Annotated in this window: 22 protein-coding genes and 6 pseudogenes; 14 read left to right on the top strand and 14 right to left on the bottom strand. The window is 54.5% G+C overall.

What is annotated here, in order from left to right; translation table 11 throughout:
* A partial coding sequence (locus ACU0FH_RS00220; RefSeq protein WP_446192867.1) for an integrase core domain-containing protein occupies nt 1–123 on the top strand: 123 nt, incomplete at its 5' end.
* A 34-nt stretch (nt 124–157) separates the two neighbouring features.
* Here the strand turns inward: ACU0FH_RS00220 and ACU0FH_RS00215 are convergent.
* A pseudogene (locus ACU0FH_RS00215) lies at nt 158–574 on the bottom strand (LysR family transcriptional regulator); the annotation flags it as partial.
* Between the two features lie 112 nt (nt 575–686).
* Here ACU0FH_RS00215 and ACU0FH_RS00210 point away from each other — a divergent pair.
* Complete coding sequence (locus ACU0FH_RS00210) at nt 687–1,016, top strand: nuclear transport factor 2 family protein (RefSeq protein WP_446192864.1); 330 nt, start codon at nt 687–689, stop codon at nt 1,014–1,016.
* Nucleotides 1,013–1,792 carry an SDR family oxidoreductase gene (locus ACU0FH_RS00205; protein ID WP_446192863.1) on the top strand — a complete coding sequence of 260 codons (780 nt, stop codon included), beginning with the start codon at nt 1,013–1,015 and terminating at the stop codon, nt 1,790–1,792. Before ACU0FH_RS00210 ends, ACU0FH_RS00205 begins: the two co-directional genes overlap by 4 nt.
* Nucleotides 1,793–2,089: 297 nt before the next feature.
* Here ACU0FH_RS00205 and ACU0FH_RS00200 read toward each other — a convergent pair.
* Nucleotides 2,090–2,251: pseudogene (locus ACU0FH_RS00200) on the bottom strand (hypothetical protein); the annotation flags it as partial.
* Nucleotides 2,252–2,278: 27 nt separating this feature from the next.
* Nucleotides 2,279–2,829 (bottom strand): annotated as a pseudogene (locus ACU0FH_RS00195) (IS6 family transposase); the annotation flags it as partial.
* A 275-nt stretch (nt 2,830–3,104) separates the two neighbouring features.
* Here ACU0FH_RS00195 and mscL point away from each other — a divergent pair.
* From mscL to ACU0FH_RS00180, 3 genes are all read left to right on the top strand, one after another.
* On the top strand, nt 3,105–3,536 hold the full coding sequence (gene mscL / locus ACU0FH_RS00190) for a large conductance mechanosensitive channel protein MscL (protein WP_446192862.1): 432 nt from the start codon (nt 3,105–3,107) through the stop codon (nt 3,534–3,536).
* 167 nt (nt 3,537–3,703) lie between these two features.
* Nucleotides 3,704–4,024 (top strand): GAF domain-containing protein, encoded by a 321-nt coding sequence (locus ACU0FH_RS00185; protein WP_446192866.1) that lies wholly within the window; start codon nt 3,704–3,706, stop codon nt 4,022–4,024.
* A gap of 46 nt (nt 4,025–4,070) precedes the next feature.
* Entirely contained in the window at nt 4,071–4,832 is a 762-nt protein-coding gene (locus tag ACU0FH_RS00180; RefSeq protein WP_446192861.1) for a sensor histidine kinase, read from the top strand.
* 168 nt (nt 4,833–5,000) lie between these two features.
* On the opposite strand, the gene ACU0FH_RS00175 is transcribed toward ACU0FH_RS00180, so the two are convergent.
* The 11 genes and pseudogenes from ACU0FH_RS00175 to ACU0FH_RS00125 form a co-directional block, all read right to left on the bottom strand.
* On the bottom strand, nt 5,001–5,699 hold the full coding sequence (locus ACU0FH_RS00175) for a hypothetical protein (protein WP_446192860.1): 699 nt from the start codon (nt 5,697–5,699) through the stop codon (nt 5,001–5,003).
* 85 nt (nt 5,700–5,784) lie between these two features.
* Nucleotides 5,785–6,141 carry a response regulator gene (locus ACU0FH_RS00170; protein WP_446192859.1) on the bottom strand — a complete coding sequence of 119 codons (357 nt, stop codon included), beginning with the start codon at nt 6,139–6,141 and terminating at the stop codon, nt 5,785–5,787.
* A complete protein-coding gene (locus tag ACU0FH_RS00165) occupies nt 6,141–8,144 on the bottom strand; it encodes an ATP-binding protein (RefSeq protein WP_446192858.1) in 2,004 nt (667 codons plus the stop codon). Before ACU0FH_RS00165 ends, ACU0FH_RS00170 begins: the two co-directional genes overlap by 1 nt.
* A 1-nt stretch (nt 8,145) precedes the next feature.
* A complete protein-coding gene (locus tag ACU0FH_RS00160; protein WP_446192857.1) occupies nt 8,146–9,093 on the bottom strand; it encodes a response regulator in 948 nt (315 codons plus the stop codon).
* 10 nt (nt 9,094–9,103) lie between these two features.
* On the bottom strand, nt 9,104–10,510 hold the full coding sequence (locus tag ACU0FH_RS00155) for a hypothetical protein (RefSeq protein WP_446192856.1): 1,407 nt from the start codon (nt 10,508–10,510) through the stop codon (nt 9,104–9,106).
* Nucleotides 10,507–12,396, bottom strand: coding sequence for a glycosyltransferase family 2 protein (locus tag ACU0FH_RS00150; RefSeq protein ID WP_446192855.1), 1,890 nt, complete (start codon nt 12,394–12,396; stop codon nt 10,507–10,509). Before ACU0FH_RS00150 ends, ACU0FH_RS00155 begins: the two co-directional genes overlap by 4 nt.
* A gap of 6 nt (nt 12,397–12,402) precedes the next feature.
* A complete protein-coding gene (locus ACU0FH_RS00145) occupies nt 12,403–14,349 on the bottom strand; it encodes a cellulose biosynthesis cyclic di-GMP-binding regulatory protein BcsB (RefSeq protein ID WP_446192854.1) in 1,947 nt (648 codons plus the stop codon).
* Nucleotides 14,350–14,351: 2 nt separating this feature from the next.
* Entirely contained in the window at nt 14,352–14,699 is a 348-nt protein-coding gene (locus tag ACU0FH_RS00140; RefSeq protein ID WP_446192853.1) for a hypothetical protein, read from the bottom strand.
* Nucleotides 14,700–15,840: 1,141 nt separating this feature from the next.
* Nucleotides 15,841–16,524 (bottom strand): annotated as a pseudogene (locus ACU0FH_RS00135) (IS6 family transposase).
* Between the two features lie 81 nt (nt 16,525–16,605).
* Nucleotides 16,606–16,992 (bottom strand): annotated as a pseudogene (locus ACU0FH_RS00130) (transposase); the annotation flags it as partial.
* The gene (locus ACU0FH_RS00125) at nt 16,931–17,392 is read right to left on the bottom strand and encodes an IS110 family transposase (protein ID WP_446192852.1); all 462 of its coding nucleotides are present in this window, start codon (nt 17,390–17,392) and stop codon (nt 16,931–16,933) included. The pseudogene ACU0FH_RS00130 and the gene ACU0FH_RS00125, both read right to left, overlap by 62 nt.
* A 58-nt stretch (nt 17,393–17,450) precedes the next feature.
* Here ACU0FH_RS00125 and ACU0FH_RS00120 point away from each other — a divergent pair.
* From ACU0FH_RS00120 to ACU0FH_RS00085, 8 genes and pseudogenes are all read left to right on the top strand, one after another.
* A pseudogene (locus ACU0FH_RS00120) lies at nt 17,451–17,654 on the top strand (integrase core domain-containing protein); the annotation flags it as partial.
* Between the two features lie 435 nt (nt 17,655–18,089).
* On the top strand, nt 18,090–18,800 hold the full coding sequence (locus ACU0FH_RS00115) for an IS6 family transposase (protein ID WP_446192851.1): 711 nt from the start codon (nt 18,090–18,092) through the stop codon (nt 18,798–18,800).
* Between the two features lie 263 nt (nt 18,801–19,063).
* The gene (locus tag ACU0FH_RS00110) at nt 19,064–19,870 is read left to right on the top strand and encodes an IclR family transcriptional regulator (RefSeq protein ID WP_446192850.1); all 807 of its coding nucleotides are present in this window, start codon (nt 19,064–19,066) and stop codon (nt 19,868–19,870) included.
* A gap of 3 nt (nt 19,871–19,873) precedes the next feature.
* Nucleotides 19,874–20,884 carry a thiamine pyrophosphate-dependent dehydrogenase E1 component subunit alpha gene (locus tag ACU0FH_RS00105; protein ID WP_446192849.1) on the top strand — a complete coding sequence of 337 codons (1,011 nt, stop codon included), beginning with the start codon at nt 19,874–19,876 and terminating at the stop codon, nt 20,882–20,884.
* Entirely contained in the window at nt 20,884–21,870 is a 987-nt protein-coding gene (locus tag ACU0FH_RS00100; RefSeq protein WP_446192848.1) for an alpha-ketoacid dehydrogenase subunit beta, read from the top strand. The genes ACU0FH_RS00105 and ACU0FH_RS00100 overlap by 1 nt, the downstream gene beginning before the upstream one ends.
* Before the next feature lie 53 nt (nt 21,871–21,923).
* Complete coding sequence (locus ACU0FH_RS00095) at nt 21,924–22,949, top strand: DctP family TRAP transporter solute-binding subunit (protein WP_446192847.1); 1,026 nt, start codon at nt 21,924–21,926, stop codon at nt 22,947–22,949.
* A 70-nt stretch (nt 22,950–23,019) separates the two neighbouring features.
* Nucleotides 23,020–23,541, top strand: coding sequence for a TRAP transporter small permease (locus tag ACU0FH_RS00090; RefSeq protein WP_446192846.1), 522 nt, complete (start codon nt 23,020–23,022; stop codon nt 23,539–23,541).
* A complete protein-coding gene (locus tag ACU0FH_RS00085; RefSeq protein ID WP_446192845.1) occupies nt 23,538–24,839 on the top strand; it encodes a TRAP transporter large permease in 1,302 nt (433 codons plus the stop codon). The genes ACU0FH_RS00090 and ACU0FH_RS00085 overlap by 4 nt, the downstream gene beginning before the upstream one ends.
* Nucleotides 24,840–24,844: the final 5 nt, after the last annotated feature.

Below are 24,844 nucleotides of genomic sequence, written 5' to 3'. Positions count from 1 at the left end.
CAAATCCTGATCGAGCAATGGCGCATCCACTACAATACGGTCAGGCCGCACAGCTCATTGGGCTATCGTCCGCCCGCGCCCGAAAGCATCGTGCTAATGGACCAGAGGCCGACGATGCACTAACAATCAAACCGGACCACCAGATGGGGGCATGCCAGTCGGCGAGGATATCCACGAGGTTGCCCTCGGTGACAACGTCGACGCGGACCTCGGGAAACTGCCTGAGGAACTCCAAGACCAGTGGGGCCAGGATCTCGCGCCCCGCCGTGGCGAAAGTGTTGATACGCAGCGCCCCAGACGGCGTTTCCTGCTGCGCGCGCACCGTGTCGAGCGCCTGGTGGATGTCGCGCAGGGCGGGGCTCACCTGGTCTACGAACCTGCGCCCGGCGCCGGTCAGCGACACGCTGCGGGTAGTGCGGTTGAACAGGCGCACACCAAGATGCTCCTCGAGCCTGGCGATCGCGTTGCTCAGCGCGCTGGTCGACATGCCCAGATCGAGCGCGGCGGCCCTGAAGGAGCCTCTGCGGCTGATCGCCAGAACTGCGTGGAAATCCGTGAGCTTGTAGATGGCCATTATCCTGAAATCCGCAATTCCGCATCTCATTTTGTCCCGGTTATCGGCATCGCGTCAACGCTCTAGATTTGGGTCCATCAACAAGGGAAATGCGAAGAACAGGAGAAATACCATGAGTATCGATCTTCCCGAAGTCATCGACGCCTATTTCAAGGCCGACAAGAAAAGCGACGCCCAGGCGATCTCGGAGTGCTTCACACAGGACGCCGTGGTTGTCGACGAGGGCAACACTTATACTGGGCGCGACGCGATCCGGCAGTGGATGGCGAATGTTTCGACCAAGTTCACCTATACCGTTGAGCCCTTCGCGCTGGCGGAGGAGAACGGGCACACCGTCATCACAAGCCATCTCGTAGGCAACTTCCCCGGCAGCCCCGTGGACCTGCGTTTTTTCTTCGTCCTGAGGGACGGGATGATCGCCGAGCTGGAGATCGTTCCATGACTCCCTTCGTGACTCTTGAGGGCAAGCGCGCGCTTATCACCTCCGGCACGCGCGGTGCCGGAGCCGCTACGGTGCGGCTCTTCGAGGAATTGGGCGCGCAGGTGCTCACCACCGCCCACAGCAAGCCGGCCGACCGGGAGAGGACGCAGTTCGTCGCCGCCGATCTGACCACCGCTGAGGGCTGTGATAGCCTCGCCGCAGCGGCGCAGGACCAACTCGGCGGGGTGGACATCATCGTCCACATGCTCGGCGGTTCCTCGGCCCCCGCAGGCGGCTACCGGGCGCTCAATGACGCCGATTGGCAACGCGAGCTCAACCTCAACCTGATGCCCGCCGTCCGGCTGGACCGCGCACTGCTTCCGGCGATGGAGGCGCAGGGCTCGGGTGTGGTGATCCATGTCACCTCGATTCAGAGCCAATTACCATTGCCGGAGGCGACCACGGCCTATGCCGCGGCAAAGGCGGCGCTCTCGACCTACTCCAAAAGCATATCGAAACAGGTCTCGCCCAGGGGCGTGCGCGTGGCGCGGGTCTCTCCGGGTTGGATCGAGACGGAGTCGGCCGTGGAACTGGCAAGGCGCCTTGCTACGGAGCACGGAGTGAGCGTGGAGGAGGGCAAGCAGATGATCATGGACTCGCTCGGCGGCGTGCCCATCGGGCGGCCGTCAAAGCCTGAAGAGATTGCGAACCTAATCGCCTTCATCGCGTCAGACCGCGCGGGCACCATCACCGGCACGGAATACGTGATCGACGGCGGTACCGTGCCAACGGCTTAATCCAAGAGTGAGTAGTATCAGAAGTCCGAAGCAACAGGACACCAGTTTTCTGATATCTTGCTTTGTCGATATCTAAATCACTGCGCAGGCGAAAATGACCCGGTTTCTTGTCTTCAAGAGTACTCATCAAACCTTCCCATAAAGTTCGCGACTCCGCCGAAGGAGTACATGCGGCGAAGTTGCCATTCTTCATAGGGTGATGAATCGACCGGCGCTAATTCAAAGGCGTTGGCTAAGGTCAATAAGATGTGGAGCTTTCTAAGGCGTTTGTCCTCGATGCCAAGGGTACATGCCTGCTCATAGAATTTGATTGTTCGAACCGGCCCCAACTCCGTCGGATACCTCGTCGGCAGCTGTCTGAGTGTTGCAGAGTATGGCCGGGTCGAGATCGGTTCCTTCGAGGATGGCGCCATCGAAGACAGCTCCTTTCAAGTCATCCTCTTCGAAAGACACTTCAGTAAGATGGGCGCCTTACCTCGTGCAGCTGAAGCGCCCCATAATCTTTTCTCGCCGTCGATTGTGTCGGAGCGATGCTTCGCTCCCGTTGTTCAGCCTTGGCGCTAGCGATGTTCCAGGCCGGGTGCAATCTCCACCTTAGCGGTACCATAGGAGCGAAGTTTGTCCATCACCATAACACGCGGCGCGCTCCAACGTTTCAAAAGCTTGAGCAGAAACCGCTTGGTGGCAACTTTGTTTCACCGAGATTGGACAACAATGTCGAGGACGCCGCCGTTCGCATCAACCGCACGCCACAGCCAATGTGTCTTGCCTTTGATCCGGATGACAACCTCATCGAGATGCCATTTGTCGGCTAGCGCTCGCCGATCAAGCCGGGTCTTGGCGGCGAACCCGTGGCCGAAGCGGTTCACCCAGTCGCGGATTGTCTCATAGGAAACCGTGACACCCCGTTCCGCCAAAATATCCTCCACGTCGCGCAGGCTCAAAGCAAACCGGTGATAGGCCCAGACGGCATATCCGATGACACTCTTCGGAAACCGGAAGCCTTTGATCCGAGGCAAATCTTCGATGTTCAATATGGAGCTGAACTACCCGGACGTTGCGACGTCAGCAAGCTGACAAAGCCGTTCCATCTGGGACGCGGCTGGGTTTGAACGTTACTGACTCCCGCTGTACGGGTTGAAATAGTCTCGCCCATAGAGCGTGCTCGCGCAGAGACGCACGTTGCCAGAGTTATATTCCGCACTAATTAATTGCTAGATTCTTCTTGTTTACAGCTTCATCCAAGGTAAACTAATCAGAAACATTAGAGCTTAGAAACGCAACTGAATTCAAGGGAAAAAAGGATACACATATGCTGAAGGAATTCAAGGATTTCATTGCAAAAGGCAGTGTTATGGATCTGGCTGTCGGGATCATAATTGGGGCAGCATTTACCGCGATAGTAAAAAGCCTGGTCGACGACCTAATTAACCCTGTCATAGGTCTTATCATAGGCGGAATAGATTTCACTTCAATGTATGCAGCTCTCTCCGGCGATGTTCCTCACGGTGCAACTTTGGAGGCCGCCCGAGAAAGCGGAGCGGCCATTCTTGCTTACGGCTCATTTTTCACTTCTTGTATTAACTTTTTGATTATCGCGATAGTTGTATTTTTTCTGGTAAAAGCCGTTAATAGGGTCAAGTCAGTTGCGGAAAAACCAGATGACATAGAACCTGAGGTAGACTCAGGTCCATCCGAACTAGATGTGCTTATTGACATACGGAACCAGCTGGCAAAACGGTAAATATCCCAGAAGCCAAGTTATAACAATAGAGGTTTTTAACCCGAAGTGCGGAAAATTGCGATGCGATCTTACCCTGAACCATTTAACGAGAAATCTAGACTCCTTGAACTTCGCAGAACCGTAAACCGTACTGCCAATGATGACCCGCTGCTAAACGAAATTGTAACCTGGTAAGAAAGCTCTTTGATTGTCCGACAGCCCTTGTGAGCCTCGTAGAAGAGGACGAACAGTGGTTTAAAGCAAGAGACGGATTTAACATAAGTAGAACGCCGCGTGACTATTCTTTGTGTGCGCATACGATAATGTCTGATGAGTCGTTGGTAATTTGTGACACTCTGTCAGATCCAAAATTCAGCAACTACCCGGTTGCAATTAACGACCCAAACATTCGTTTTTACGTAGGCTCCCCTATAAATTCTTTCATCCGGCTACAGGATTGGAAGTTTATGTGGTATAGATTACGTCGCTCGCGAACGACCTTCCGATGAAAAACTAAACCTGCTGAACCGCCTTGCAAAGGAAACCGCCTCTCATTTGGAACGACTGGGAAATATTGAACGTGAGGTCGAACTCGATCATGGGGCGTTTGACCTTGATGCACGACAAGAGTTCATATCTCTCGTAGGTCACGAACTTCGTACGCCGCTTACAGTATTGCTGGGAAATTCGGCACTGCTTGACGCTAAAATTACCGACGCCACCCAGAAAACAATGATTGAGGCAATTGTTAGATTCGGAAAACACCTTCAAGGATTAATTGAAAGAGTAATATCCTTTTCCAGCCTCCACACGGGAGACCTAAGTTTAACAGAAGAACTGTCCACACTTTGTGAGATTATAGATCCTGTTGTGGAGTCGCTTAGGCCCATTGCGATATCCTTGGACAAGACGATCACCGAGAACCTGTCATCAGACGTTGACGAAATTCTGTTGGGCAAAGAGCAAATCCGCCTCGCTTTGTCCTGCATACTTGCTAATGCATGCGTTCACGGAGGCCAAAATGTTAGAGTTTCTGCTGGAAACGACTCTGATGGAAATGTGCTGATCACAGTATCCGATGATGGCCCAGGCATTTCAATTACGCAGTTAGAAAAGGCGAGTTCGCCATTTTTCGTGGGGGAGGACGTTTCAACACGGAAAGTAGGCGGGATGGGCTTGGGGTTGCCGTTGGCAAAAAAGATCATCGAATTGCATGGTGGTGAAATTTCGGTATGGGCTTCAGATGGTTGGTCGACATCGGTTTCCTTGGCCCTGCCTTCTTGGCGTGGCAAAGTTAATTATAAAACAAAAGCTTGAGATTGAATGACCGGTAAATCGGTTCATGAATGCTCCGGCAGCGAAAGATAGAGCATGATACAACGTTGAGCGTCATAATTGGCCCGGCTTGTAAAGTGCTCGCGGGGAATAACTTAAAAGAAAGCGCTGACACCCTTAGCTTAAGTCAGCGAAACGGTGGCTTGGCTGTCAGAATGTTTTCCACATCCCGATTTTTATTGCAGCTACTGCTCGGCGTGTTTCATACGATAAACCGACTTCGAACCGGCTGGTCTCCGACAACGGAAAAACATACGAAGGCGCCACGACAAGTGTCGATATGTTGTTCGACGGGTTGGAGTATTGGAGCTGAATCATCGTCAACGCACCATTGTCGTGATTAACTCCGAAAGTTCCATCGATTTTAACTAGATCTTCGCCATTTTCGTAAAAAGCTAAAGAACTATCTATGCCCATCCAGCCTTGCAGTGAAGGCATATTAATTGGACGGCCCCAAGAGAGACCGGGACGCAACGTTGCTGAATCACCTCTTGTATGGTCTGTCCAGCCGACGCCCAACTCAAAGGCAAATTTGTTGGTCCCAGACGACAGGTCGAGTGGATACCGGAGAAACGCAATTGCGGTGATTTCGTCAGTTGCAATATTTCGACCGCCATCGAATCCGAAAGTTAATTTATCACTCAACCCGTGCTCAAGATACAAAGTAGAATATGTTCCGAAGTCAGGTCCATCGAGTGTCGGCTGGATAGAGAAAGATAAAAATGTGGTGCCTTTTTCGCGTGGCCATGCTGAAGCTCGAAGCGAGGTTCCATAGGTCAATAGGCATACCGACGCGATGAGCCATAGAATTGTTTTAGACAAAGAGTACTTGAAAAAAGGTTTTTTCATCCAGCCTACAACTTTCGTTCTATCACCCTTTAGGTAAAGCGCTTCACTGTAAGCAGGTACCGCTCAAACCATTTAGAAGCCCACACTATAGAGATCTCAAAAATCCCGCCAACTTCAATGGCTTGAACGGCTTGTGTAAGATGCAATCGGCTCCGGCTTCGCGAAATTCTTTCTCCGCTTCAAGTGACGTTTGAGCCGTACACATTACAATTTTTGCGCCATTGACATTCGCGTTCGCCCGCGCGACGCGTAGAACTTCCAAACCGTCCGGTGGCGGCATCATTACATCCAGAAGGATGATATCGAAGGGTTGGGTCTCTATCATTGAAATAGCTTCAAGCCCAGACCCCGCAAAACTCGGTTCTATGTCGTCTTCAGTGACGATTGCGAACTCGATTAGCTCGCGGATGTCATCCTCATCGTCTACGAACAGTACTTTCATCAGCAGACCTCATTTTCCGGCAGCAGGGATCGATGCAGTGGCAAATGTACGTAAAAACTGGTACCAGATTTGGCTTCACCGTCCTCAAAGGATCTCGTATCAAACGTCAGTTTGCCATCATGCCTTGTCACGAGTTCTTGGGTAATGGCGAGCCCAAGACCGGTTCCGCTCGCCTGCAACTCGCGGGAATGGATTGGTTTTGCAAAGCGTTCAAATAGTTTTGACCAAGAGGATTTGGGAATGCCTGGCCCCTCATCACGGACATGGAAGACCACAGAGTCCTCAACCACTTCCGCACCCAAGGTGACTTTACCGCCTGAAGGTGAATACTTGATTGCATTCGAAATAAGGTTAGAAAAAATCTGCTGTACGCGCGTCTTGTCTACAAGAATATGACCCGTCGTATCGTCGGGCATGGAGTCGATGGTGAGCGCGACATCTCGATTGAGACCATAACCAGAATTTGTTGCCAAAGCTTCGGTCAGGACCTCTGCGGCGCTTGAAGGTTCCTTGGCAATACTGAGCTGTTTCTGATCAATTGCCTGAAGAGTAAGGATATCATTCACGAGCACCAACAGACGATCTGCATTCCTCGACGCCATCGCCAGCAGCCGGTCTGCTCCGGACGGCAATTCCTCTCCAAATCTATCCTGAAAGACCTCCAATGCTCCAGCTAACGACGTCAAAGGCGTTCTCAGTTCGTGATTGACAGATGTAACAAAGGCCGCACGAGCCGAAGCCAACCTTTCCTGCGCGGAAATGTCCTCTAGGACGCAATAAGCAATATCCTCACCATGAAGGTGAAGCTTCATTACGCGACATTGGACGGCTTGCTTTATCCCATCCCTATCCGAGACCGAAAGCTCAATTCGGTAGGTTGCCAGATCGGACTCCATTTCAGTCAACGAAGGGAGCATTTCACGTAAGCGGACGACAGCCGCTTGATCATCCGGCACGTCCAGGAATTCGCGGGCTTTCCGATTGGAGCGATGCAAACCGTTCAAGTCGCTAAAGACGACAATTCCGTCCCCTACATTTTCGAAGATCGCGTCAAACTCGCTTTGAGCCGCTTGAATCTTCAAGCGATCCTGCTCCGAACGCTGCAACCCTTCGGCCAGCAGCAGCGATTGCTTTCGTGACCTAATTGCAGCCCAAAGGATCGAGAGAAATAGAGCCGTGCCAACCACTATGAACACCGACGTTCGCTGCCAATAACCACGCATGACGGCTTTTTTACTGCGCGTGACATGAATGTGCAGATCGAGAGCAGGAAGTTCCTTTCTGGCTTCTATTAAAGCTTCTCCAGCGTCGCGATCAGTGTTATCCGACACAAAAGCCGCTTCACCATTGGAAGTAATGATCTCTACGTGCATGTCCGGTTCAATCCCGTTCAAACTCAAGAGATCCGAGTAGTATTCTTCGCCCAGCGACGAAGCCACAACGCCCAAAAAGCGGTCGTTTTCGCCAATTAGAGACCAGGCAATAGGCGTAACACGGCGTCCGGAACCTCGAGAGATTAGCGGTACACCGACGGTGTATTCGTTGACTCCAAGATTGAGTGCTTTTTGGAAGTAGCTTCGGTCTCCGAGATTACGACCGATTAGAGCTTCGGAAGTTGACCAGATCACTTCCCCATTTGGTGCAATTAGTAAAAGGCTGTCAATCTGCTGGATAGTCTCGACTGCGGTCCGCAGCGTGGGACCATATTGTTCTTCGGTGGTGGCCGTATTTTCGATAGGACCTCTTGACAGGTCTTCGAGCAAGCTTGTCATCTGAACATTTGCCACCGAGAGGGACGCGTTGACGGCCTGTTCGTACAGTTCAGCAAAATGACTCAGCTGTAAGTTTGCGCGCGCGACAGCACGGCGGTAGTCCGAAACAACGAGTAAGCCCATTCCTAGGAAAAAAATTACGAAGACGACTGAAATTAGCGTCCAAAACACATTTTTTGAACGGATGCTAGAAACATGATCCATTTCGGATAACTGTTCTGTATCAAACATATTACTGTTGGGAATTTTCGTTGTTGGACATCAATATCACCGCTCCTGTCTGGCGAGAACGGCCTGCCTTTTCGGCGCCCTGAATCCCCTTTGCTAATGAGTTCGCCAGTGAGCTTTTCCCGGGGGGAACAAGGCAGGCGCTTATGGATGTCGGACGATTTTTCCAGTCTTTCCGCATGGCGTCATGGGAAGATGTCAGCGCTTTGATAAACTGTTCAGCGCACTGTTGCATCAGGTCAGGGCTGGCATCTAGCATTGCGAGGCAAAATAGATCATCTTCCCAATGCGCGAACATATCCTGGGCTTTGATTTTCACTTGTCCCAGCAGCGATGCGACTTGCGATTTCATTTGCTCCCATTCAATAGGAGAGAAGTCTGCCTTGGAGTGTTCACCATCGATTTTAAACACAACCAGGCCGACCTGCTCGTGAACTTTGCGCGGCAAGGCCAACAGATTTGCCTCAAATCCGGCTTTGCTCCCAATGAGGTTTACGATGCCTTGTGCGGCACTTAGGTTTCTTCGAAGTCGACGGCTTTTTGCTTCTCCGGATCGACGACGGTCCAATTCTGATTTTAGCCGTAAACAACTCCGCATTCGCGCTTGAAGCTCGATTCTGTTAAAGGGTTTGGTGACGTAATCATTGGCTCCCGCAAGGAAAGCTTCAGAAAGAGAGTCCATATCCGTTCTGCTGGTAAGCATGATGATCGGTACATCTGACCACTCTTTTAGGCCGCGAACACGTGCGCACAGTTCGATCCCGTCAATTTCGGGCATCATGATGTCCATGAGTATCAAATCAGCGACTGCATCACCTTTTTCCATCGCACGTAAAGCCTCGCGCGGGTCGATAAATCCGACGACATCTTCAAAGCCGATATCGGCCAGCGTCGCACGGATAAAATCCTGTGCAATATCTGAATCATCAACCGCGATTATGCGTTGGCTCATGAAAGCCCCTCTATTCGTCCATTCGTTCAAAGACGCGCCAAAACGCGTTCTGGTAAACTACGCGATAGTTCGGCAACGAGCCTTCTTTGAGTTGTGGAAACCTCCGAAGAACTCTGTCGGCCCGCACCTTTGCATCATCCTGCCTTGGAACAAGAATATGTCTTGCTTGAGGCAGTCCTCCCTCTAAGGGCCAGTCATATGCAGGTTGCCCTGCCACGACCAACCTTTCAATGCCGTTAAGAGCGGTGACAATTTCAGGATTTCTTTCGGCATCTACCATGATGTCAGATTTAGCGCGCAAGAAATTTGCAACATGTTCAGTAGGTTCACGAACCTGCGAGGGTTCTCCGCGCAACGCGTTTCGCCACGCTTCTGTTTCAGTATGAGAAGTATCCTGGAGCACCAGGTAAGACATGGTAAGACAGAATCCAACGAGGAATACGGCAATCGGTCCGCGCAGCGGTAACTCTGGCCAAAAGCGTATACTTGCTACAAGAACTGACAGCATTGGCGCGATGGCAAGAGCAGGATCGGCTTCAACTTTGTATACATTGTTGAGGAAATACGCACCTAGGACGGTCCCGGTCGCAGCGAACAAAGGCATAAACAAACGCGGTAGCTTGATGTTTCGGAAAACAGCAACCAAAGTGGCTGGCCCAAGGCCAGATAGCAAAAGCGCATGATTGGGTGGTCGTAAAGTTTCGGAAGGTTCACTTGGGTTCGGTAGAAGCGACGTGTCAAAAATCATGTTGACAAACAGAAGCGATCCGATCCCTGCAACAACCGGGTAAAACATAGCAAGCATGTAGCCTGTTGGCGACTTTTCGATCATGCTTGGGCGTGCAGCAACGATCATAAACGGCAGTGCGCCGAGGCAGAGCATTAAGCCGAAGCTGTCCGATAACGCCACAACGAGCAACCCAACAGCGACTTTCATCATATCCGGAGCATTTCCAGTCAGCCTGAGATTTACAAGGCCGCGTGCAAAAACCCATGTGCCTAGAATGCAAAGTACAGATTGTGGCCCGTCGGATATGGATCGTAGGAAAAAGGCGTTTAAACTGAGTAATATGATAACCAACCCAGAAACAAATGACGGAAAGCCGTTATCTCGCAGGTTGAAATACCAAAGCACCAACACAAGAGCTCCCAACATAGCTGAAAGCAGAAACGGCACAGGTACCTCTGGGCTACGCAGAGCCAACTGGACAACTAAAGATAAACCATAAGGTACTGGCGGGTAGAAGGAGTCGGTCGATTTAAAAGGCACCGAACTTTCGACTTGGACAATTGTTTTAGCCCACAGCTCAACCATGTTGTTGGAAACAAACCCGTTTGCTTCTGTCCAGGCGAGGCTCATCAGCAATAAGAAAAACAGTGAAATGTAGATCGATATCCAACTGAAATTGCGGATCATTGTCTTACCTTGGCTGTCTCGAAGGTTGCTTCGGCAACTTCATTGGCCGTGTGTTTGGACAATCCATGCTGGGTTTTTTCCCAGTAAAATGGGTTCGCAATTAACTGCCATAGCGCTTTGTAGGCAGCAACTGTCATCAGTACCCAGTAGCCTATTACTGTGATCCCCCACGGAGCCAAGTCGGTCCATCGTCGACGGAACGGTGCAACCATGGTCAGGTAAATCAACAACCCGTTGCCTGCCAAAAGATTTATCAACGATAGGTATAGAACAGGCAACGGGAAGTACGGCGCTACTACATCCGTTCCGAGAAGCATCCAAACTGCAAATATCGTCCAGAATACCGGATTGAGCAGGCCTGAAAGAACTGTACCACCAATGAAGAAGACAAAACCGAATACACCGGCTGCCCCCACCGACTGCCATAGATGTAACGGTCGGCGACTGTGCACGAGGAAGGTCTGCATGTACCCCTTTATCCAGCGTGACCTTTGTCGAATCCAGTTGGGAATGGATACATTGGCCTCTTCGTAAGTAGTGGAATCAATGACACCAACGCGATAGCCCTTTTGAGTTAACCTTATGCCTAAGTCTGCATCTTCAGTGACGTTGAAAGGGTCCCATGCATTTAGCTCGCGCAAAACCTCCATACGGAAATGGTTTGAAGTTCCCCCCAACGGTATCGGAACTTTAAGCCGCTCCAAACCTGGAAGCATCAAATCGAACCACAATGAGTAATCGAGCGTGAACATACGCGTCAGCCAGTTTTCTCGGGCATTGTAGTAGTTCAGGCGGCATTGGATACAGGCAGTGTGGTCAGGTGACTGGTTGAAGGCAGCTATGACCTTTTTAAGTTGATTGGGTTCGGGCTTATCCTCAGCATCAAAAATTACCAAAAACTCCCCTTGTGCATAGCGTAGGGCAAAGTTACAGGCCTTAGGCTTTGTTTGCGGATGTGAAGCTGGTACTCGAATAATCTCGAACACACCCTCCAGGTCTAACTTTTGAGCCGCCTCAATAGTTTCGTGGTCACCTTCTTCTAAAACAATTTTGATATCTAGCTTCGCCAGAGGATAGTCCAGATTACGTAGAGCCTGCGCCAAAATGGGCAGAACCTCAGGTTCCCTAAACATAGGCACAAGTACTGTGTATACTGGCAGGTCCTCATCTCTCAATAGGGAAGCCTCGGCGCTGATAGCGCGTGAAGAAGCTTCTTGCGCCGCGCCTCCTATCCAAACAAGGGTCGCTTTGAAAAGGAAATTACCCGTATAGAAAATAGTCAAGCAGACATTCAAGACGATTAGCGACTCGACAGGCTTGTAGGCTAAACCCAAAAGCAAAATCGAAACCAAAATATATATGACCAGTATTTGAGGTGGGGTCACGACGCTTTTTGCGGACATGTCCGGATCCAGCTCCGACAAGGCAAAGACGGCATCGTGTGAATGTTTTTCGCGGAAAGCTCGTTGCAAAGACCATGACACGTCAAAGTGCGAAGCTACCACCAATTTGGTGCGATGGCCGTAAGTCTCGCGAACATGAAGAAGGACCCGAGGGCCTGGCCGGGAAGTCGCGACCGTAACGACACCGTTTGAGTTGCTGATCGGAACGGTAGAAAACTCGTTCATAACAGCGGGATCGTATCTCTTTATCAAATCATCGTCCGCTCGGCTCTTTATCAAGTCAACGAGTGGAAGATCATAGTGAAAGGCTATTTGTTCGTAGATCTCTTTCGTAGTTAGCCAACGACGAGAAAGCAGCACCTTTACCAGCGGTACATCCCAATCTTGCGCCAACTCTTCTGCTGCAACCAATTGCTCGGCCGTAAGCTTGCCGCGATCAAAAAGCAGCTCCCCAATTGCATCGCTTTCGGCATCCAAAGCCATAGCGCGCTATGATCCGGACTGACTGCGTCTGGTACGATAAATGCGCTGGAAAGCCATTAAAACGCCCAACGTGATCAGTAGCCAGACACCGCCAACGATCCAAGGACGATATTTGGAGAGCACACCAAAAATGGTGACGCGATCAGGATAAGCCACCTCGATCAATGAATCCCGATCAGTTGACGTTGATAAAATAACGCCGTTTTGGCCAATCAGTGCTAAATTTCCTCGATCAAGTACAAGAGGGTTTTCGGGAGAAAGGACGGGACCGGGTCCGTTGCCGGGGCGCAACCAAAGCCCACGAGTCCCGTCTCGCGACACGATTTGTAACACTCCCGTGTTGGACAGATCTGCGCCTGCAAAAATGGTATCGCCAAGTCTATCACGGATTTCAACGCGCCCTTGATCAAAAGATATCGCAGGGTCGCTGTCACCAGGGTTCGTTTCCGACACAATGAAGAAAGGACGCCCTTTTTCAATCAGCTCGGTTGAGGCGCGCGGATAAATCGTTGCCCGGCTAGGGATCATACTACCTGCGGTTCCGACAAACCAAGGCAGAACTTCGTCAAACCTCGTGTCGAGATCAGAGTCCAGAACAACCTGCACACCAGCACCAAAACTTTGGCGCAGCGAATAAAAATCTTCATCCGATTGCTTAGCATCAGACAACTTCATTGTGCTGCCGGGAAGGATTTGAACGGGATAGCCTTGCGGCTTGAAACGACATTCTCCGCCGCTCGCTTGACGCTGAAAAGCAACACGAAGCAAGTTGTCACGACCGATCAAGCCTTCGGGTATCGAAAATGACGTGCGCTCTGGCATTCCGCTCGTAAGCCTTCGGCTGGCCAGCAGTGTTTCATTGAGAAAGATGCTTGCGGTCGCTCCGCGACCCTCGGGGTCGAGGGCAGCCGCTAAATGTAAGTCAAGCCCAGAGATGTATTTACCAACTGGTATGTCGGATGATTGAAACGAAATCAGAAAATTTTCGTTGGAAACCAACTGGCGCGCATTAAGATCCGCATTGAAAGCCCCTAGTGATAGCCGATCAGCAGGGCCGTTTTTGTCTCCGGCAACGTCAATCACCGAGGTATCAGTATTTGCAATTCCTGCCCATTCGGACGCCAACATCCACAGCCCGATTTGCGGATCGCTTCCTTTCACCCTCAAGCTGGGGTAGCCTGACTTAGACTCCGCAGTCATCTCACTGGCTGTCCCAGAAGCCGTCGCTTCAAGTGAAATCGTTCCTTGCTTCCAGAACTTGTCTGTTGAATTCTTGGTCGCCTTAAAACTTAACCTTCCGGCTTCTGCCCCAAACAGCGCTGCAGCACGAGTGATAGCGGCCAGCTCCGCTAAGGACCGTTCACTGTCAAGCACAACCTGCGTATCCGGAGGACGAAGTTCTGCAAAGGCAGAAGGTGTCGAAACTGACCTAGCGTCAAACAACAAGGTCATTGTAGAAGATGGCTCAATGACCAAAAAGTCACCTGACGCGCGTTCATCAATGCAAACTCTGTCGCTAAAGGCGCCCGAGTAGTTTATCCGAATAGGAATGAATCCTGCAGAAGCATCTCTCGCCGCCAAAGGAATTCGGAGTTTTGCTTCACCAGACGTGCCGTTCAACGCTTGGGACGCGACGGGCCGATCCGCGACGAAAACTTGCAAATAACGATCCGAAGCCGCCGTCGCGCCATGGCGAATTTCTAGCTGAAGAATGGCCCTGTCAAACTGCGCGAACTTGGGCACGGGAATATACAACTCAGAGCTACCAGACAGCTGACGAAAGGTAATACCGTTCTGAAAACCAAGTTCGGCAAGAGTCGTCTGTCGAGCAATCATCCCTTCCTCGATTTCATCGAAAACCGGGACCGCGCTAGTCTCGCCGGAGAATGCTTGCGCGATAGACTGAGACGGGAGAGAACAGATCGCCGCCAGGCAAACTGCAAGAACCTTCATCGTTAGTTATCTTCCTGTCTACGGGTAACAATTTTGGCAGTTTCTCCCAGAACACTGTCGATTTGATCGATGTCGCGTTGCGACAATGTTGTTCGTTCGTGGTCCGCTGCTTCTGCTATAGACAAACCTTTTCTGATTGAAGCTTCGATGTGCACGAGTTCGAGCATAGCTGCATTCCCTGCGATGTCATGCAGCATCCTGTGTACTTTGCGCGTTTTAGACTCCAGTTCATGAGAGGAATCCTCCGTGCGCAACGTAGTACTGATCAACTCGAGTCTGACGGGCAAACTGTCGATGAAGCGCGCCCTAGTCGCCTTCACTCGTTCTTCGTAGGTTTGTTTGTGCTGCACTGCCTAACCTGCTTTTTTATTCGTATTGCAGCGGAGATGGAGCAACCAATACAACATTCAAGCGTGACGAAAGTTAGGCAGCTACGATATTCCTTTATCTAAGGGGAACAGGAGCAATCGACTCACAAATTCGTGATCACCTCTGCTTAACCGCCCTCTGTCTTAACGGTCGTTTAGCAAATCTGCGAATACGCTGCCTGTGTGTGCCGAACGAGCGGAGAACGGAACCCAAGTCCCGCTCTCGCCACATTCTGACCCAAATCCACAGCATTGGAACAGAACCTGGAACTAGTACATTTCTTTAGGCGTCAGTCTGAACCTGATGGCGTCGAATGCCGGGCGGCGCAACTCAGAATTCGGTAGTGCTAGCTTGGCTCCGTCACTAAACTCAAATTCGATACTGGCAACCGCTTGACGGCTACGCGGTTTGCCGCCGCTGCTATTTCTAAAAGTCACGACAGTTAGAACGGCATTTTCAAGCTTGTTCTCAAGATCCTCACATTTTTGCATTACAAAACGAGTCCATTGGCAGCAACTACGTGACCTTGGTTTCAGAAGTTCCCGGCCAACGCTTCCTTCTTAGAACTATTTTTTGCGAGGCAGATCTGTCCGCGTCTTGACTGCTCACCTTAAGGTTGTGTAAGCCCTAGCGCAAGCCAATTTATCGTTCGACAACTTACGGCCCAGGCAGCACATCATCCCATAATCGACAAAGATTAAAGCGAATCGTTTGATGTCTAAGTTTCAGCACCGCCTTAGTCGCTGGGATCTATCTAAAACGATCCACTAGTTCGAGTTTGACCACCAACCGTCGTTCCGGGTTCCGCCTTCCTCAATGCAAAGGCAATCTGTTCGTCGCTGAATCGTTTCTTCGGCATCGGTACACTCCTCTGTTGCCAGAAATTTATCCAAAATTCCGCACTCAGTTCGGATTAAGGTCAGGGGTCAAGATCAACCACCAGTCACCAGGCGCACAGATGATCTGCAATTGAGACCAGCTTGTTTGGCTGAGATGACGTCTTGAATTGCAGCTCTACAGCACCTTCGCGCACGTACTTTCTGATGGCGTCGGCAGACAAGCCCGTGCGGTTCTGTCGCAAACTTACGGCCGCCCTGAAATGACCCTTTTCTTCGGACGCAATTATCCTGCGAGACTCGCAAAAGTCTGAAATGGCGAGCTGATCATGTTGGCGATCTGGCCCTTTCTGATCATATGGGCGACCTAGATCCCGGCGAGGGTGGCGGCCGCCGAATGGAAAGCCTTGAAACCCATCATCGGTCGGGTGATCCGCTTTATGAAGCGGTGGTCTTGTTCCAGTATGTTGTTGAGATATTTAACCTGCCGCACCGCGATGATGCGCCCGTTGCCGGTGAACTTCAGGATTACGTTCACCGCCTGTAGGCCGGCTATGTTGGCACCGCTCTTATCGATCACAATCCGATCCGGCACGCCGTTGGTCCCGATCGCTCGCTTGAGGAAGCGCCGGGCAGCGGACAGATCTCGGCGTTCGGAAAGCAGGAAATCAAGGGTTTGGCCGTCGCGATCCACGGCCCGGTAAAGATAGGTCCATTTGCCCTTCACCCTGATGTAGGTCTCATCCATCCGCCAAGATGTGGCGGTCGGCCGCTTCTTCGATTGAGCTCGGGCCGCGATCAGCGGCGCGAACTTTACCACCCAACGGTTCAGCGTAGTATGGTCGACCTTCACACCGCGCTCCGCCATGATCTCCTCCAAGACACGGTATGAGACGTCGTAGCGGAGGTAGAAGAAAACCGCGTGCAGGATCACGGACTTCGGATAATGTACGCCCTTGAACTCGATCACGCCAACCGCCTCTTGCCAACTCACTGACGACGCTGACATATCACGTGCGCCCAGAAAGTCGAAAGTTTGCGACAGTACCCCAAGTCTGTGCTTGCCACCAGACGAGTTCTGTCGGGGCGTCAGTCCAAGCCAGGCAGCAAACTCCCGCCCTGATCGAAACGCCGACGGATCGGGGATGCTCGTTGCAAAGGCTGTTGCGGTAATCGGCCCGATCCCCGGTATGGTCGCAAGCAAGCGACAGATGGAGTTGGTTTTGTGGATCTCCGCCAACCGGAGGTCGATGCCGTCGATCTGCCGGTTCAGCGCATCCAGTTGCCGGACGAGGGCATCCAAAGCGAAGCATGCATCTTCTGGAAGGTCCTCTCGTATCTCGTCCAGCTTCGCGACGAGGGCATCGACCCGGTGCCTACCCTGTGCGACGATAACTCCATACTCGGCCAAATGCGCCCGGAATGCACAAGCTGCCATTTCTCTGACGGACCAAAAGCCCGCGGGCTCTATGCAGCATCACAAATGCCTGATCCTCGCGCGATTTAATCGGGACAAAGCGCATGTTGGGACGGGTCACTGCTTCACAAATGGCGGCTGCATCAGTGACGTCGTTCTTCGCGCCCCGTCGCACGAAGGGTTTCACGTACCCTGGAGGAATGAGACGAACGTCATGGCCGGCCCTCTGCAACTGTCGAGCCCAGTTGTGGGCAGTTGCACACGCCTCGATGCCAATCAGGCAAGGGGGGAGTGACTCGAAGAAGGGTAAGAGCTCACGACGCGAAAGCCTCTTGCTGTCGAGCGTCCTGCCGGACGCGTCGGCGACATGGACGTGAAATACGTTCTTGGCCAGATCAAGGCCCACGGTGGCTGGGTTCATGGAAATGCTCCTTCTGCAAAGTAGGACCAGTATACGGTCCCATCTCAGGAGCGGGGCCGTCTTCCCCATCAACGGGCCGATGCCCGACGAATGCTTGAATGAACATCTGTTCGACAGCCTGCGCCATGCCCGCGCATTGGTGACGGCATGGCGTACAGACTTCAACCATCACCGCCCACATTCCAGACTCGCTGGTATGACACCAGCAGAATACGTTAATCGGTCAATGAAGGACCAAAACCTGAACAGAGCTAACCCATAATAGCGGACTCAAAGGGGAGCAGGTCACGCTTGTCTTCGTTTTGAAGCAATTTTCGACGTTAGGGCGATACCACCTTCGAAGCGAGAGTGCTGGTGGTGCGGGCTAGGAGTATTGGGGGGGCATCCATTTCTGGAATACCGCTTCAGGTGCCCGACCGAGGAGCGGGAGAGGCTCAAACTCGGTCGGGCGGTTGGCCGCCCCGGCTGTTATTGTTTTGTGAGTGGTGGCGAGGCGCGCCTGTTCGATGCCACACGTAAGAATGGCACCGTACATCAAATCAACTAGAAGTTGAAAGAGTTACGTCAAGTCAGCTTTGAGGTGCGAACGAGAATTCCAGCGGCCCACTCTGAATTTGGAGGGACCTTTGGGGTAAAAGGTTTCAGAGCAGGGCTTTGTCAGGTTGCTGACGTCGCAGCGTCCGGGTAGTTCAGCTCCATGTTTAACATCGAAGATTTGTCGCGGATCAAAGGCTTCCGGTTTCCGAAGAGTGTCATCGGCTACGCCGTCTGGGCCTACCACCGGTTTGCTTTGAGTCTGCGCGACGTGGAGGATCTTCTGGCGGAACTGGGTGTTACGGTTTCCTACGAGACAATCCGCGACTGGGTGAATCGCTTCGGCCACGGGTTCGCCGCCAAGATTCGGCGTGATCGACCGGCGCCGGCCGATAAATGGCATCTCGACGAGGTTGTCATCCGGATCAAGGGCAAGACACATTGGCTGTGGCGAGCGGTCGATGCGAAGGGTGATGTGCTCGACATTCTCGTCCAATCCCGGCGAAACAAGGCCGCCGCCAGGCGGTTTCTGCTCAAGCTTCTGAAACGTTGGAGCGCGCCGCGTGTCATGGTGACGGACAAGCTTCGCTCTTATGGAGCCGCTAAAGTGGAGATTGCACCCGGCCTGGAGCATCGCCAGCACAAAGGTCTGAACAACCGGAGCGAAGCATCGCACCGACACACCCGACGACGAGAAAAGATAATGGGCCGCTTCAAGTCTCCGATGCAAGCACAACGATTCCTGTCCGCTCATGACCAGATTGCCTGTCTGTTCCGCTTAAAACGCCACCGCCTGTCCGCCGAATCGTACCGCCACGCGAGAAACGATGCATTCGACTTGTGGGCTGGCTATGCAGCGGAATTGGCCGCCTGAATGGCAACGGTCGCGCCAAGCTGAGTCTGAGCGTCCACAACCTGACAAAGCCGTCCCGTGCTCTCAGTCCTTTTTCGAACGGTCGCTGCGCCGAACAAAAATTTTGAACGCCTTTGATATTGGCCGCCGGTGATGAAACCTATCAGCGGGTTAGGCAAACAATCTTATCTTCTTTGAACACAAATTTTGTTTCACTTATTGGTCGAATCAGTGTCACTTAGCGGAACAACCGGGTTGGAGGACCCGATCGGGGGAGGAAAGCTGTGCCGGAGACTGGCGTTGCATCCGTGCAAACTATCGGGCGTGCTTCGATGGTGTTGAAGGTGCTGTCAGAGAGCGATTCTGAAGGAATGCGCTTGTCTGACGTGGCGTTGGCCGTTGGGCTTGGCAAATCGACTGTTTCCCGCCTTCTGCGCGCGCTTATTGATGTCGGCTATGTCGAGACCGACGAGCTGGGAAAGCGCTATCGCCTTGGATATTGCCTGTACAATCTCGGCCATGCAGCCCGACGGTTTCATATCATCGAGCTAGCGCGGCCGGCACTGTCGCGATTGGCGACGTCAACCGATGACACAATCTTTCTATCGCTGCGCGATGGGGATCAGGCTCATTGCGTCGCCCGCCAGACCGGTGCCTATCCGATCCGCACGCTGACGCTATCGGTCGGTGACCGTCGCCCGCTGGGCGTTGGCGCCGGATCTCTGGCCCTGCTGGCCTTCGAGCCAGAGTCCGAAACCGATCGGATCATCGCCACCACACGCGAGGCGCGCCGCCCATTCGCGGCCTTCGACGATGCCGCGCTGCGCGAAATGATACGTGCGGCGCGGGCGCGGGGCTATGCCTTCAACGACGGACATATCGTCAGCGCGATGAATGCGGTGGGCGTGCCGGTGATCGACGCGGACGGCCGGGTGGTCGCGGCCCTGTCGGTTGCCGCGATCCGCGAGCGGGTTGCCCCACCCCGACTGGACGAGATGGTGGCCCTGTTGCGGGCAGAAGCGTTGCAATTGGGCAGCATGATTGGCCGCCGACGCGATGTGCACGAATTGGTAGCGACTGAAAAGGAATAGGACATGACGGAAGGCTCCAGCCCGCGCCGTGACAATTTCAACCGGGAGCGATTCCTGGACCTGCTGGGATTGATGCACCGCATCCGCGCCTTCGAGGAGGAGGCCATTGCCGGACAGAAAGAGGGGCTGGTGCTGGGCGCGATCCACCCTTCGATCGGTCAGGAAGCGGTCGCTGCGGGCGTTTGCGGCAATCTTGAAACCGCCGACCTGATGTTGTCGACCCATCGTGGACACGGGCACACGCTGGCCAAGGGCGCCGACCCGCTAGCGATGATGCGCGAGCTGTTCGGGCGTCAGGGCGGAACCTGTGGGGGCAAGGGCGGGTCAATGCACATAGCCGATTTCGGCGTCGGGATGCTGGGTGCGAATGGCGTGGTCGGGGCGAATATTCCTATTGCCACCGGTGCCGCCCATGCGCTGAAGCTGCAAGGCTCGCGCCAGATCGTGACCTGTATTTTCGGCGATGGTGCGGTGAACCGAGGGCCATTCATGGAGGGGCTGAACTGGGCCCGGGTGTTCAACCTGCCGGTGCTGTTCGTCTGCGAGGACAACAATTTTTCTGCTACTACGCGCACGCGCGAAATGACCGGCGGGGCAGGGGCCGCGGCGCGGGCCGAGAGCCTTGGGATCGAGGCGACCGAGGTCGACGGCAACGATCTGGTGGCTGTCGATGCGGCGGCGCGGGTCGCAATCGAGGCGGTGCGAGCGGGGCAGGGGCCTAGATTCCTGACCTGCCACACCTATCGGATGACCGGCCACACTTCGGTCGATCCCGCCAGCTATCGCCCGGCGCAGGAGGTCGAGGAATGGCGCGGCAACGATCCGATTGCGCGGATCGAGGTCGCTTTGCGGGTGGCGGGCGTGGATGACGTGCATCTGGCCAAGCTGCACCGCGACGAAGCTGACGCCATGGCGCAGATTGCCCGCAGCGCCCGTGACACGGATTGGCCGGAGGCGGCGGGGGCCTTCACCGATGTGCAGGATGTGGGTGACCCGCGCGAGAGGGCGTTCTGATGGCGATGTCGACCTATCTGGAGGCCGGCCGACGGGCCGTCATGGAGGAGATGCAGCGCGACGGCACGGTCTGGCCGCTTGGCGAAGACCTTGGGCGCGGCGGCGTATTCGGCCAGTACAAGGGCCTGCAAGAGATGTTCGGCGCGGGCCGCATCGCCGATACCCCGATTTCCGAGGCCTGCATCATGGGCGCCGCCGTCGGAGCCGCGATGACCGGAACCCGGCCTATCGTCGAGATGCGATTTTCCGACTTTGCGCTTTGCGCCGTGGACGAGCTGGTGAACCAGGCCGCCAAGGCGCGGTTCATGTTTGGCGGGCAGATGCGCGTGCCGCTGGTGGTGCGCGAACCCGTGGGCATGTGGCGTTCATCGGCGGCGCAGCATTCGCAGTCGCTTGAAAGCTGGTACACGCATATCCCCGGTCTGGTGGTGGTCGCGCCCGCGACGGCGGCCGACAACCTCGGGCTGCTAAAGGCGTCGATCCGCTGCGACGACCCGGTCGTCTACATGGAACACAAGAACCTCTGGTCGATGGAGGGTGAGCTGCCCGAGGGCGAGCATGTGGTGCCGCTGGGCCAGGCGGCCATCGCCCGCGAGGGCCACGATGTGACCGTCGTGACGTGGTCGGGCATGCGCCATGGCTGCATGAAAGCGGCCGAGACGCTGGCCGGCGAGGGCATCGAGGCCGAAGTGATCGACCTGCGAACGTTGTGGCCATGGGATCGCGAAGCAGTCTTTGCGTCGGTCGAAAAGACCGGGCGGCTGTTGGTGGTTCACGAAGCTGTGGCCGTGTCGGGATTTGGCGCCGAGATCGCGGCGAGCGTTGCCGAGGCTTTGCACTTTCGGCTGAAAGCGCCGGTAGCCCGTCTGGGCGCGCCGCGCATTCCCGTCGCCTATGCGCCAACGATGGAGGACGAAGCACGCGTCAGCACCGAGCAAATCGTGGAGGCGGTGCGCAAGACGATGCAGCCTGAAACCGTTGCGTGAAAGTTGGGGCACCGGGAGGGCGCCCCTTTTTGAAAATCATGGGAGGAGAAATCATGATGAACTTCAAGATGTTGGTCGCCGCGAGTGCGGCCCTGACAACGCTGGGATTCACCCCGGCGATGGCACAGGACAACTACAAGGACGAATACCGTGTCTCTACGGTTGTGCCTGCGCCCTTTCCATGGGGGTTGGCTGCCGAACGCTGGGCCGAGCTGACGGCCGAGCGGACCGATGGCCGGATCAAGATGAAGATCTATCCTGGCGTTCAGCTGGTGCAGGGCGATCAGACCCGTGAATTCACCGCGCTGCGTCAGGGCGTAATCGACATGGCGGTTGGATCGACCATCAACTGGTCGCCGCAAATCAACGAATTGAACCTGTTCTCGCTGCCCTTCCTGATGCCCGATTACGCGGCGCTGGATGCGCTTACCCAAGGGTCGGTGGGCGAGAAGCTGTTCGATATCGTCGAATCCAAGGGCGCCATTCCGCTGGCCTGGGCTGAAAACGGGTTTCGCGAAGTGACCAACTCAAAGCATCCGATCCGCACGCCCGAGGACATGCAAGGCCTGAAGCTGCGTGTGGTCGGCTCGCCGATCTATAATGATATGTTCACTGCTATGGGTGCCAACCCGACCCAGATGAGTTGGGCTGATGCGCAGCCCGCGCTGACCACCGGTGCGGTCGATGGGCAAGAAAATCCGCTGACCATCTACAGCGTGCTCAAGATGCACGAATTGGGACAGACCAATGTGACGCTGTGGGGCTACGTCGCCGATCCGCTGATCTATGCGGTCAACCCCGAAGTGTTCAACAGCTTTACCCCCGAGGATCAGGAGATCCTGCGCCAGGCTGCAATCGACGCCGGGGCCTATGGGGTCGAGGTTGCACGTAAGGGTCTGACCGATGGGGACACCTCCTTGATCGATGAGGTCAAGGGCTACGGGGTCGATGTGGTCACCCTGACCGACGAAGAGCGCCAGCAATTCGTCGACGCGACCCGCGGTGTCTATGACGCGTGGAAAGAAAAGATCGGCGACGAACTGGTGACCGAAGCGGAAAAGGCAATCGAAAACCGCTGATATGTCCCGGGATCCGCGCCGACAGCGTGCGGGTCCCGTTCCACCTGATTATTAGAATGAGGAGCGCACAATGGCGACAAAGCCGGACGGCGAACCCGCCGATACGGACACCGCCCACACCATCGTTCCGGTGCGCATCGAAGAGGCGCTTGGCGCGGCGGCCATGGCGGCGATCTGCCTGATCTCCTTTGGCAACGTGGTGGCGCGATATGCAACCAACGTGTCCTTCGCCTTTACCGAGGAATACTCTGTCTTTCTGCTGGTGTTCATGACCTTTGTCGGTGCCTCTGCCGCCTTCGCGAGCAACCAGCATATCCGCATCACTTTTCTGCTCGACCGTCTGCCCCCGACGCTGAGGTGGATTTGCGAGTTGATCACGCTTGCAGTGACCACGCTGATGTTTTCGCTGGTGCTCTATTATGGCGCACGGGTCACCTATTCGGAATGGTATTGGGAAGAAACCACCCCCGGTCTGGGCAATCCGGCTTGGGTCTACACGATCTGGATGCCGATCCTCTGCGTCGCGATATTGCTGCGCGTGCTAGGGCGCGGCTGGGCGGTTCTGATCCGCCGAAAAGGGAATGCGCAATGATCACTGCCAACCTTCTGCTGCTGGTCGTTTTCGTCAGTCTCATGGCTATTGGCACTCCTATTGCCGTCGCACTGGGCATCGGCGGTGCCGTCGGGGTATTCCTTGGCCTCGATGCCACTGCAATGGGGATGATCGGGCCGAACACTTATGCTGCAATTGCCAAATACCCGCTGATCGCCATTCCGCTGTTCATTCTAACCGGTGCGGTATTTGAACGCTCGGGCGTGGCAGCGCGGCTGGTCGAATTCGCCCAGTCGCTTGTCGGGCCGCGCCGGGGCGGGCTGGCGCTTGTCGCGATTCTGGTTTGCATGATTATGGGCGGCATGTCCGGGTCGGGCCCCGCCGATGCGGCGGCAGTGGCAACCGTTATGCTGCCCTCGATGGTCAAGGCGGGCTATCCTAGGCCGTTCACCGCCAGCGTCATCGCGGCCTCGGCCTCGACCGCGATCCTGATCCCGCCTTCCATCGCAATGATCGTCTATTCAGTGATCATCCCGGGCTTGGACCTGCGCGCGCTCTTCGCTGCGGGCCTGATCCCCGGCATTCTGCTGGGCACCGCCGTTGCGGTTCCGACGCTGATTCTCAGCCGAAAGCATGATTTTGGCCTGCTGGAAACCCCAGAGCGTCCGCCCTTATGGGCCAGCCTGCGCCGCGCCCTGCCGGGGCTGATGGCGCCGGTCATCATTCTGGGCGGCTTGCGTTCGGGGCTTTTTACACCGACCGAGACGGCGGTAGTTGCGGTTTTCTATGGGCTGTTTGTGGGCACAGTGCTCTATCGCACGATGGGCTGGCGCGACGTTTACAACGTGCTGGCGGAAAGCGCCAAGATCTCGGGTGTGCTTATGCTGATCCTGTCGCTTGCAGGGCTGTTCGCTTGGGCCGGGTCGACAATGGGCGCTTTCGATGCCACCACCCGTGCGCTGCTGTCAGTCAGTGACAACCAATGGGTGATCTTGGTGCTGCTGATGGTGTTGATGATCCTCGCCGGAATGGTGCTTGACGGGGTGTCAATTTATCTGATCGCTCTGCCGCTGCTAGTGCCCATCGTGCAGACCTTTGGCTGGTCCTATGTCTGGTTCGGCGTTGTAATGGCAATCAACATCGCTATGGGGCAGTTCACCCCGCCCGTCGCCGTCAACCTAATGGTCACAGCCAAGATCGCCAATGTGCCGCTGGAATCCACTTTCCGCTGGGTCGGCTGGCTGCTGCTGGCAATGACCGTCGCGCTGGGTCTGATCCTGGCATTCCCCGAAATCGCGCTTTGGCTGCCACGGTTGCTGGGCTATCGCATCACCTGAATGGA

It is taken from the genome of Heliomarina sp., assembly GCF_052826185.1.
The sequence above is the reverse complement of the archived record's forward strand: the minus strand, read 5'-3'. Positions and strand labels throughout refer to the sequence as shown.

What these genes read in the sequence shown, in the direction of transcription:
- ACU0FH_RS00160 (WP_446192857.1), bottom strand. Translation starts at nt 9,093, where the DNA reads ATGAGCCAACGCATAATCGCGGTTGATGATTCAGATATTGCACAGGAT.
- ACU0FH_RS00105 (WP_446192849.1), top strand. Translation starts at nt 19,874, where the DNA reads ATGACGGAAGGCTCCAGCCCGCGCCGTGACAATTTCAACCGGGAGCGA.
- ACU0FH_RS00115 (WP_446192851.1), top strand. Translation starts at nt 18,090, where the DNA reads ATGTTTAACATCGAAGATTTGTCGCGGATCAAAGGCTTCCGGTTTCCG.
- ACU0FH_RS00095 (WP_446192847.1), top strand. Translation starts at nt 21,924, where the DNA reads ATGATGAACTTCAAGATGTTGGTCGCCGCGAGTGCGGCCCTGACAACG.
- ACU0FH_RS00145 (WP_446192854.1), bottom strand. Translation starts at nt 14,349, where the DNA reads ATGAAGGTTCTTGCAGTTTGCCTGGCGGCGATCTGTTCTCTCCCGTCT.
- ACU0FH_RS00175 (WP_446192860.1), bottom strand. Translation starts at nt 5,699, where the DNA reads ATGAAAAAACCTTTTTTCAAGTACTCTTTGTCTAAAACAATTCTATGG.
- ACU0FH_RS00210 (WP_446192864.1), top strand. Translation starts at nt 687, where the DNA reads ATGAGTATCGATCTTCCCGAAGTCATCGACGCCTATTTCAAGGCCGAC.
- mscL (WP_446192862.1), top strand. Translation starts at nt 3,105, where the DNA reads ATGCTGAAGGAATTCAAGGATTTCATTGCAAAAGGCAGTGTTATGGAT.
- ACU0FH_RS00155 (WP_446192856.1), bottom strand. Translation starts at nt 10,510, where the DNA reads ATGATCCGCAATTTCAGTTGGATATCGATCTACATTTCACTGTTTTTC.
- ACU0FH_RS00090 (WP_446192846.1), top strand. Translation starts at nt 23,020, where the DNA reads ATGGCGACAAAGCCGGACGGCGAACCCGCCGATACGGACACCGCCCAC.
- ACU0FH_RS00165 (WP_446192858.1), bottom strand. Translation starts at nt 8,144, where the DNA reads ATGTTTGATACAGAACAGTTATCCGAAATGGATCATGTTTCTAGCATC.
- ACU0FH_RS00085 (WP_446192845.1), top strand. Translation starts at nt 23,538, where the DNA reads ATGATCACTGCCAACCTTCTGCTGCTGGTCGTTTTCGTCAGTCTCATG.
- ACU0FH_RS00150 (WP_446192855.1), bottom strand. Translation starts at nt 12,396, where the DNA reads ATGGCTTTGGATGCCGAAAGCGATGCAATTGGGGAGCTGCTTTTTGAT.
- ACU0FH_RS00100 (WP_446192848.1), top strand. Translation starts at nt 20,884, where the DNA reads ATGGCGATGTCGACCTATCTGGAGGCCGGCCGACGGGCCGTCATGGAG.
- ACU0FH_RS00125 (WP_446192852.1), bottom strand. Translation starts at nt 17,392, where the DNA reads ATGAACCCAGCCACCGTGGGCCTTGATCTGGCCAAGAACGTATTTCAC.
- ACU0FH_RS00170 (WP_446192859.1), bottom strand. Translation starts at nt 6,141, where the DNA reads ATGAAAGTACTGTTCGTAGACGATGAGGATGACATCCGCGAGCTAATC.
- ACU0FH_RS00205 (WP_446192863.1), top strand. Translation starts at nt 1,013, where the DNA reads ATGACTCCCTTCGTGACTCTTGAGGGCAAGCGCGCGCTTATCACCTCC.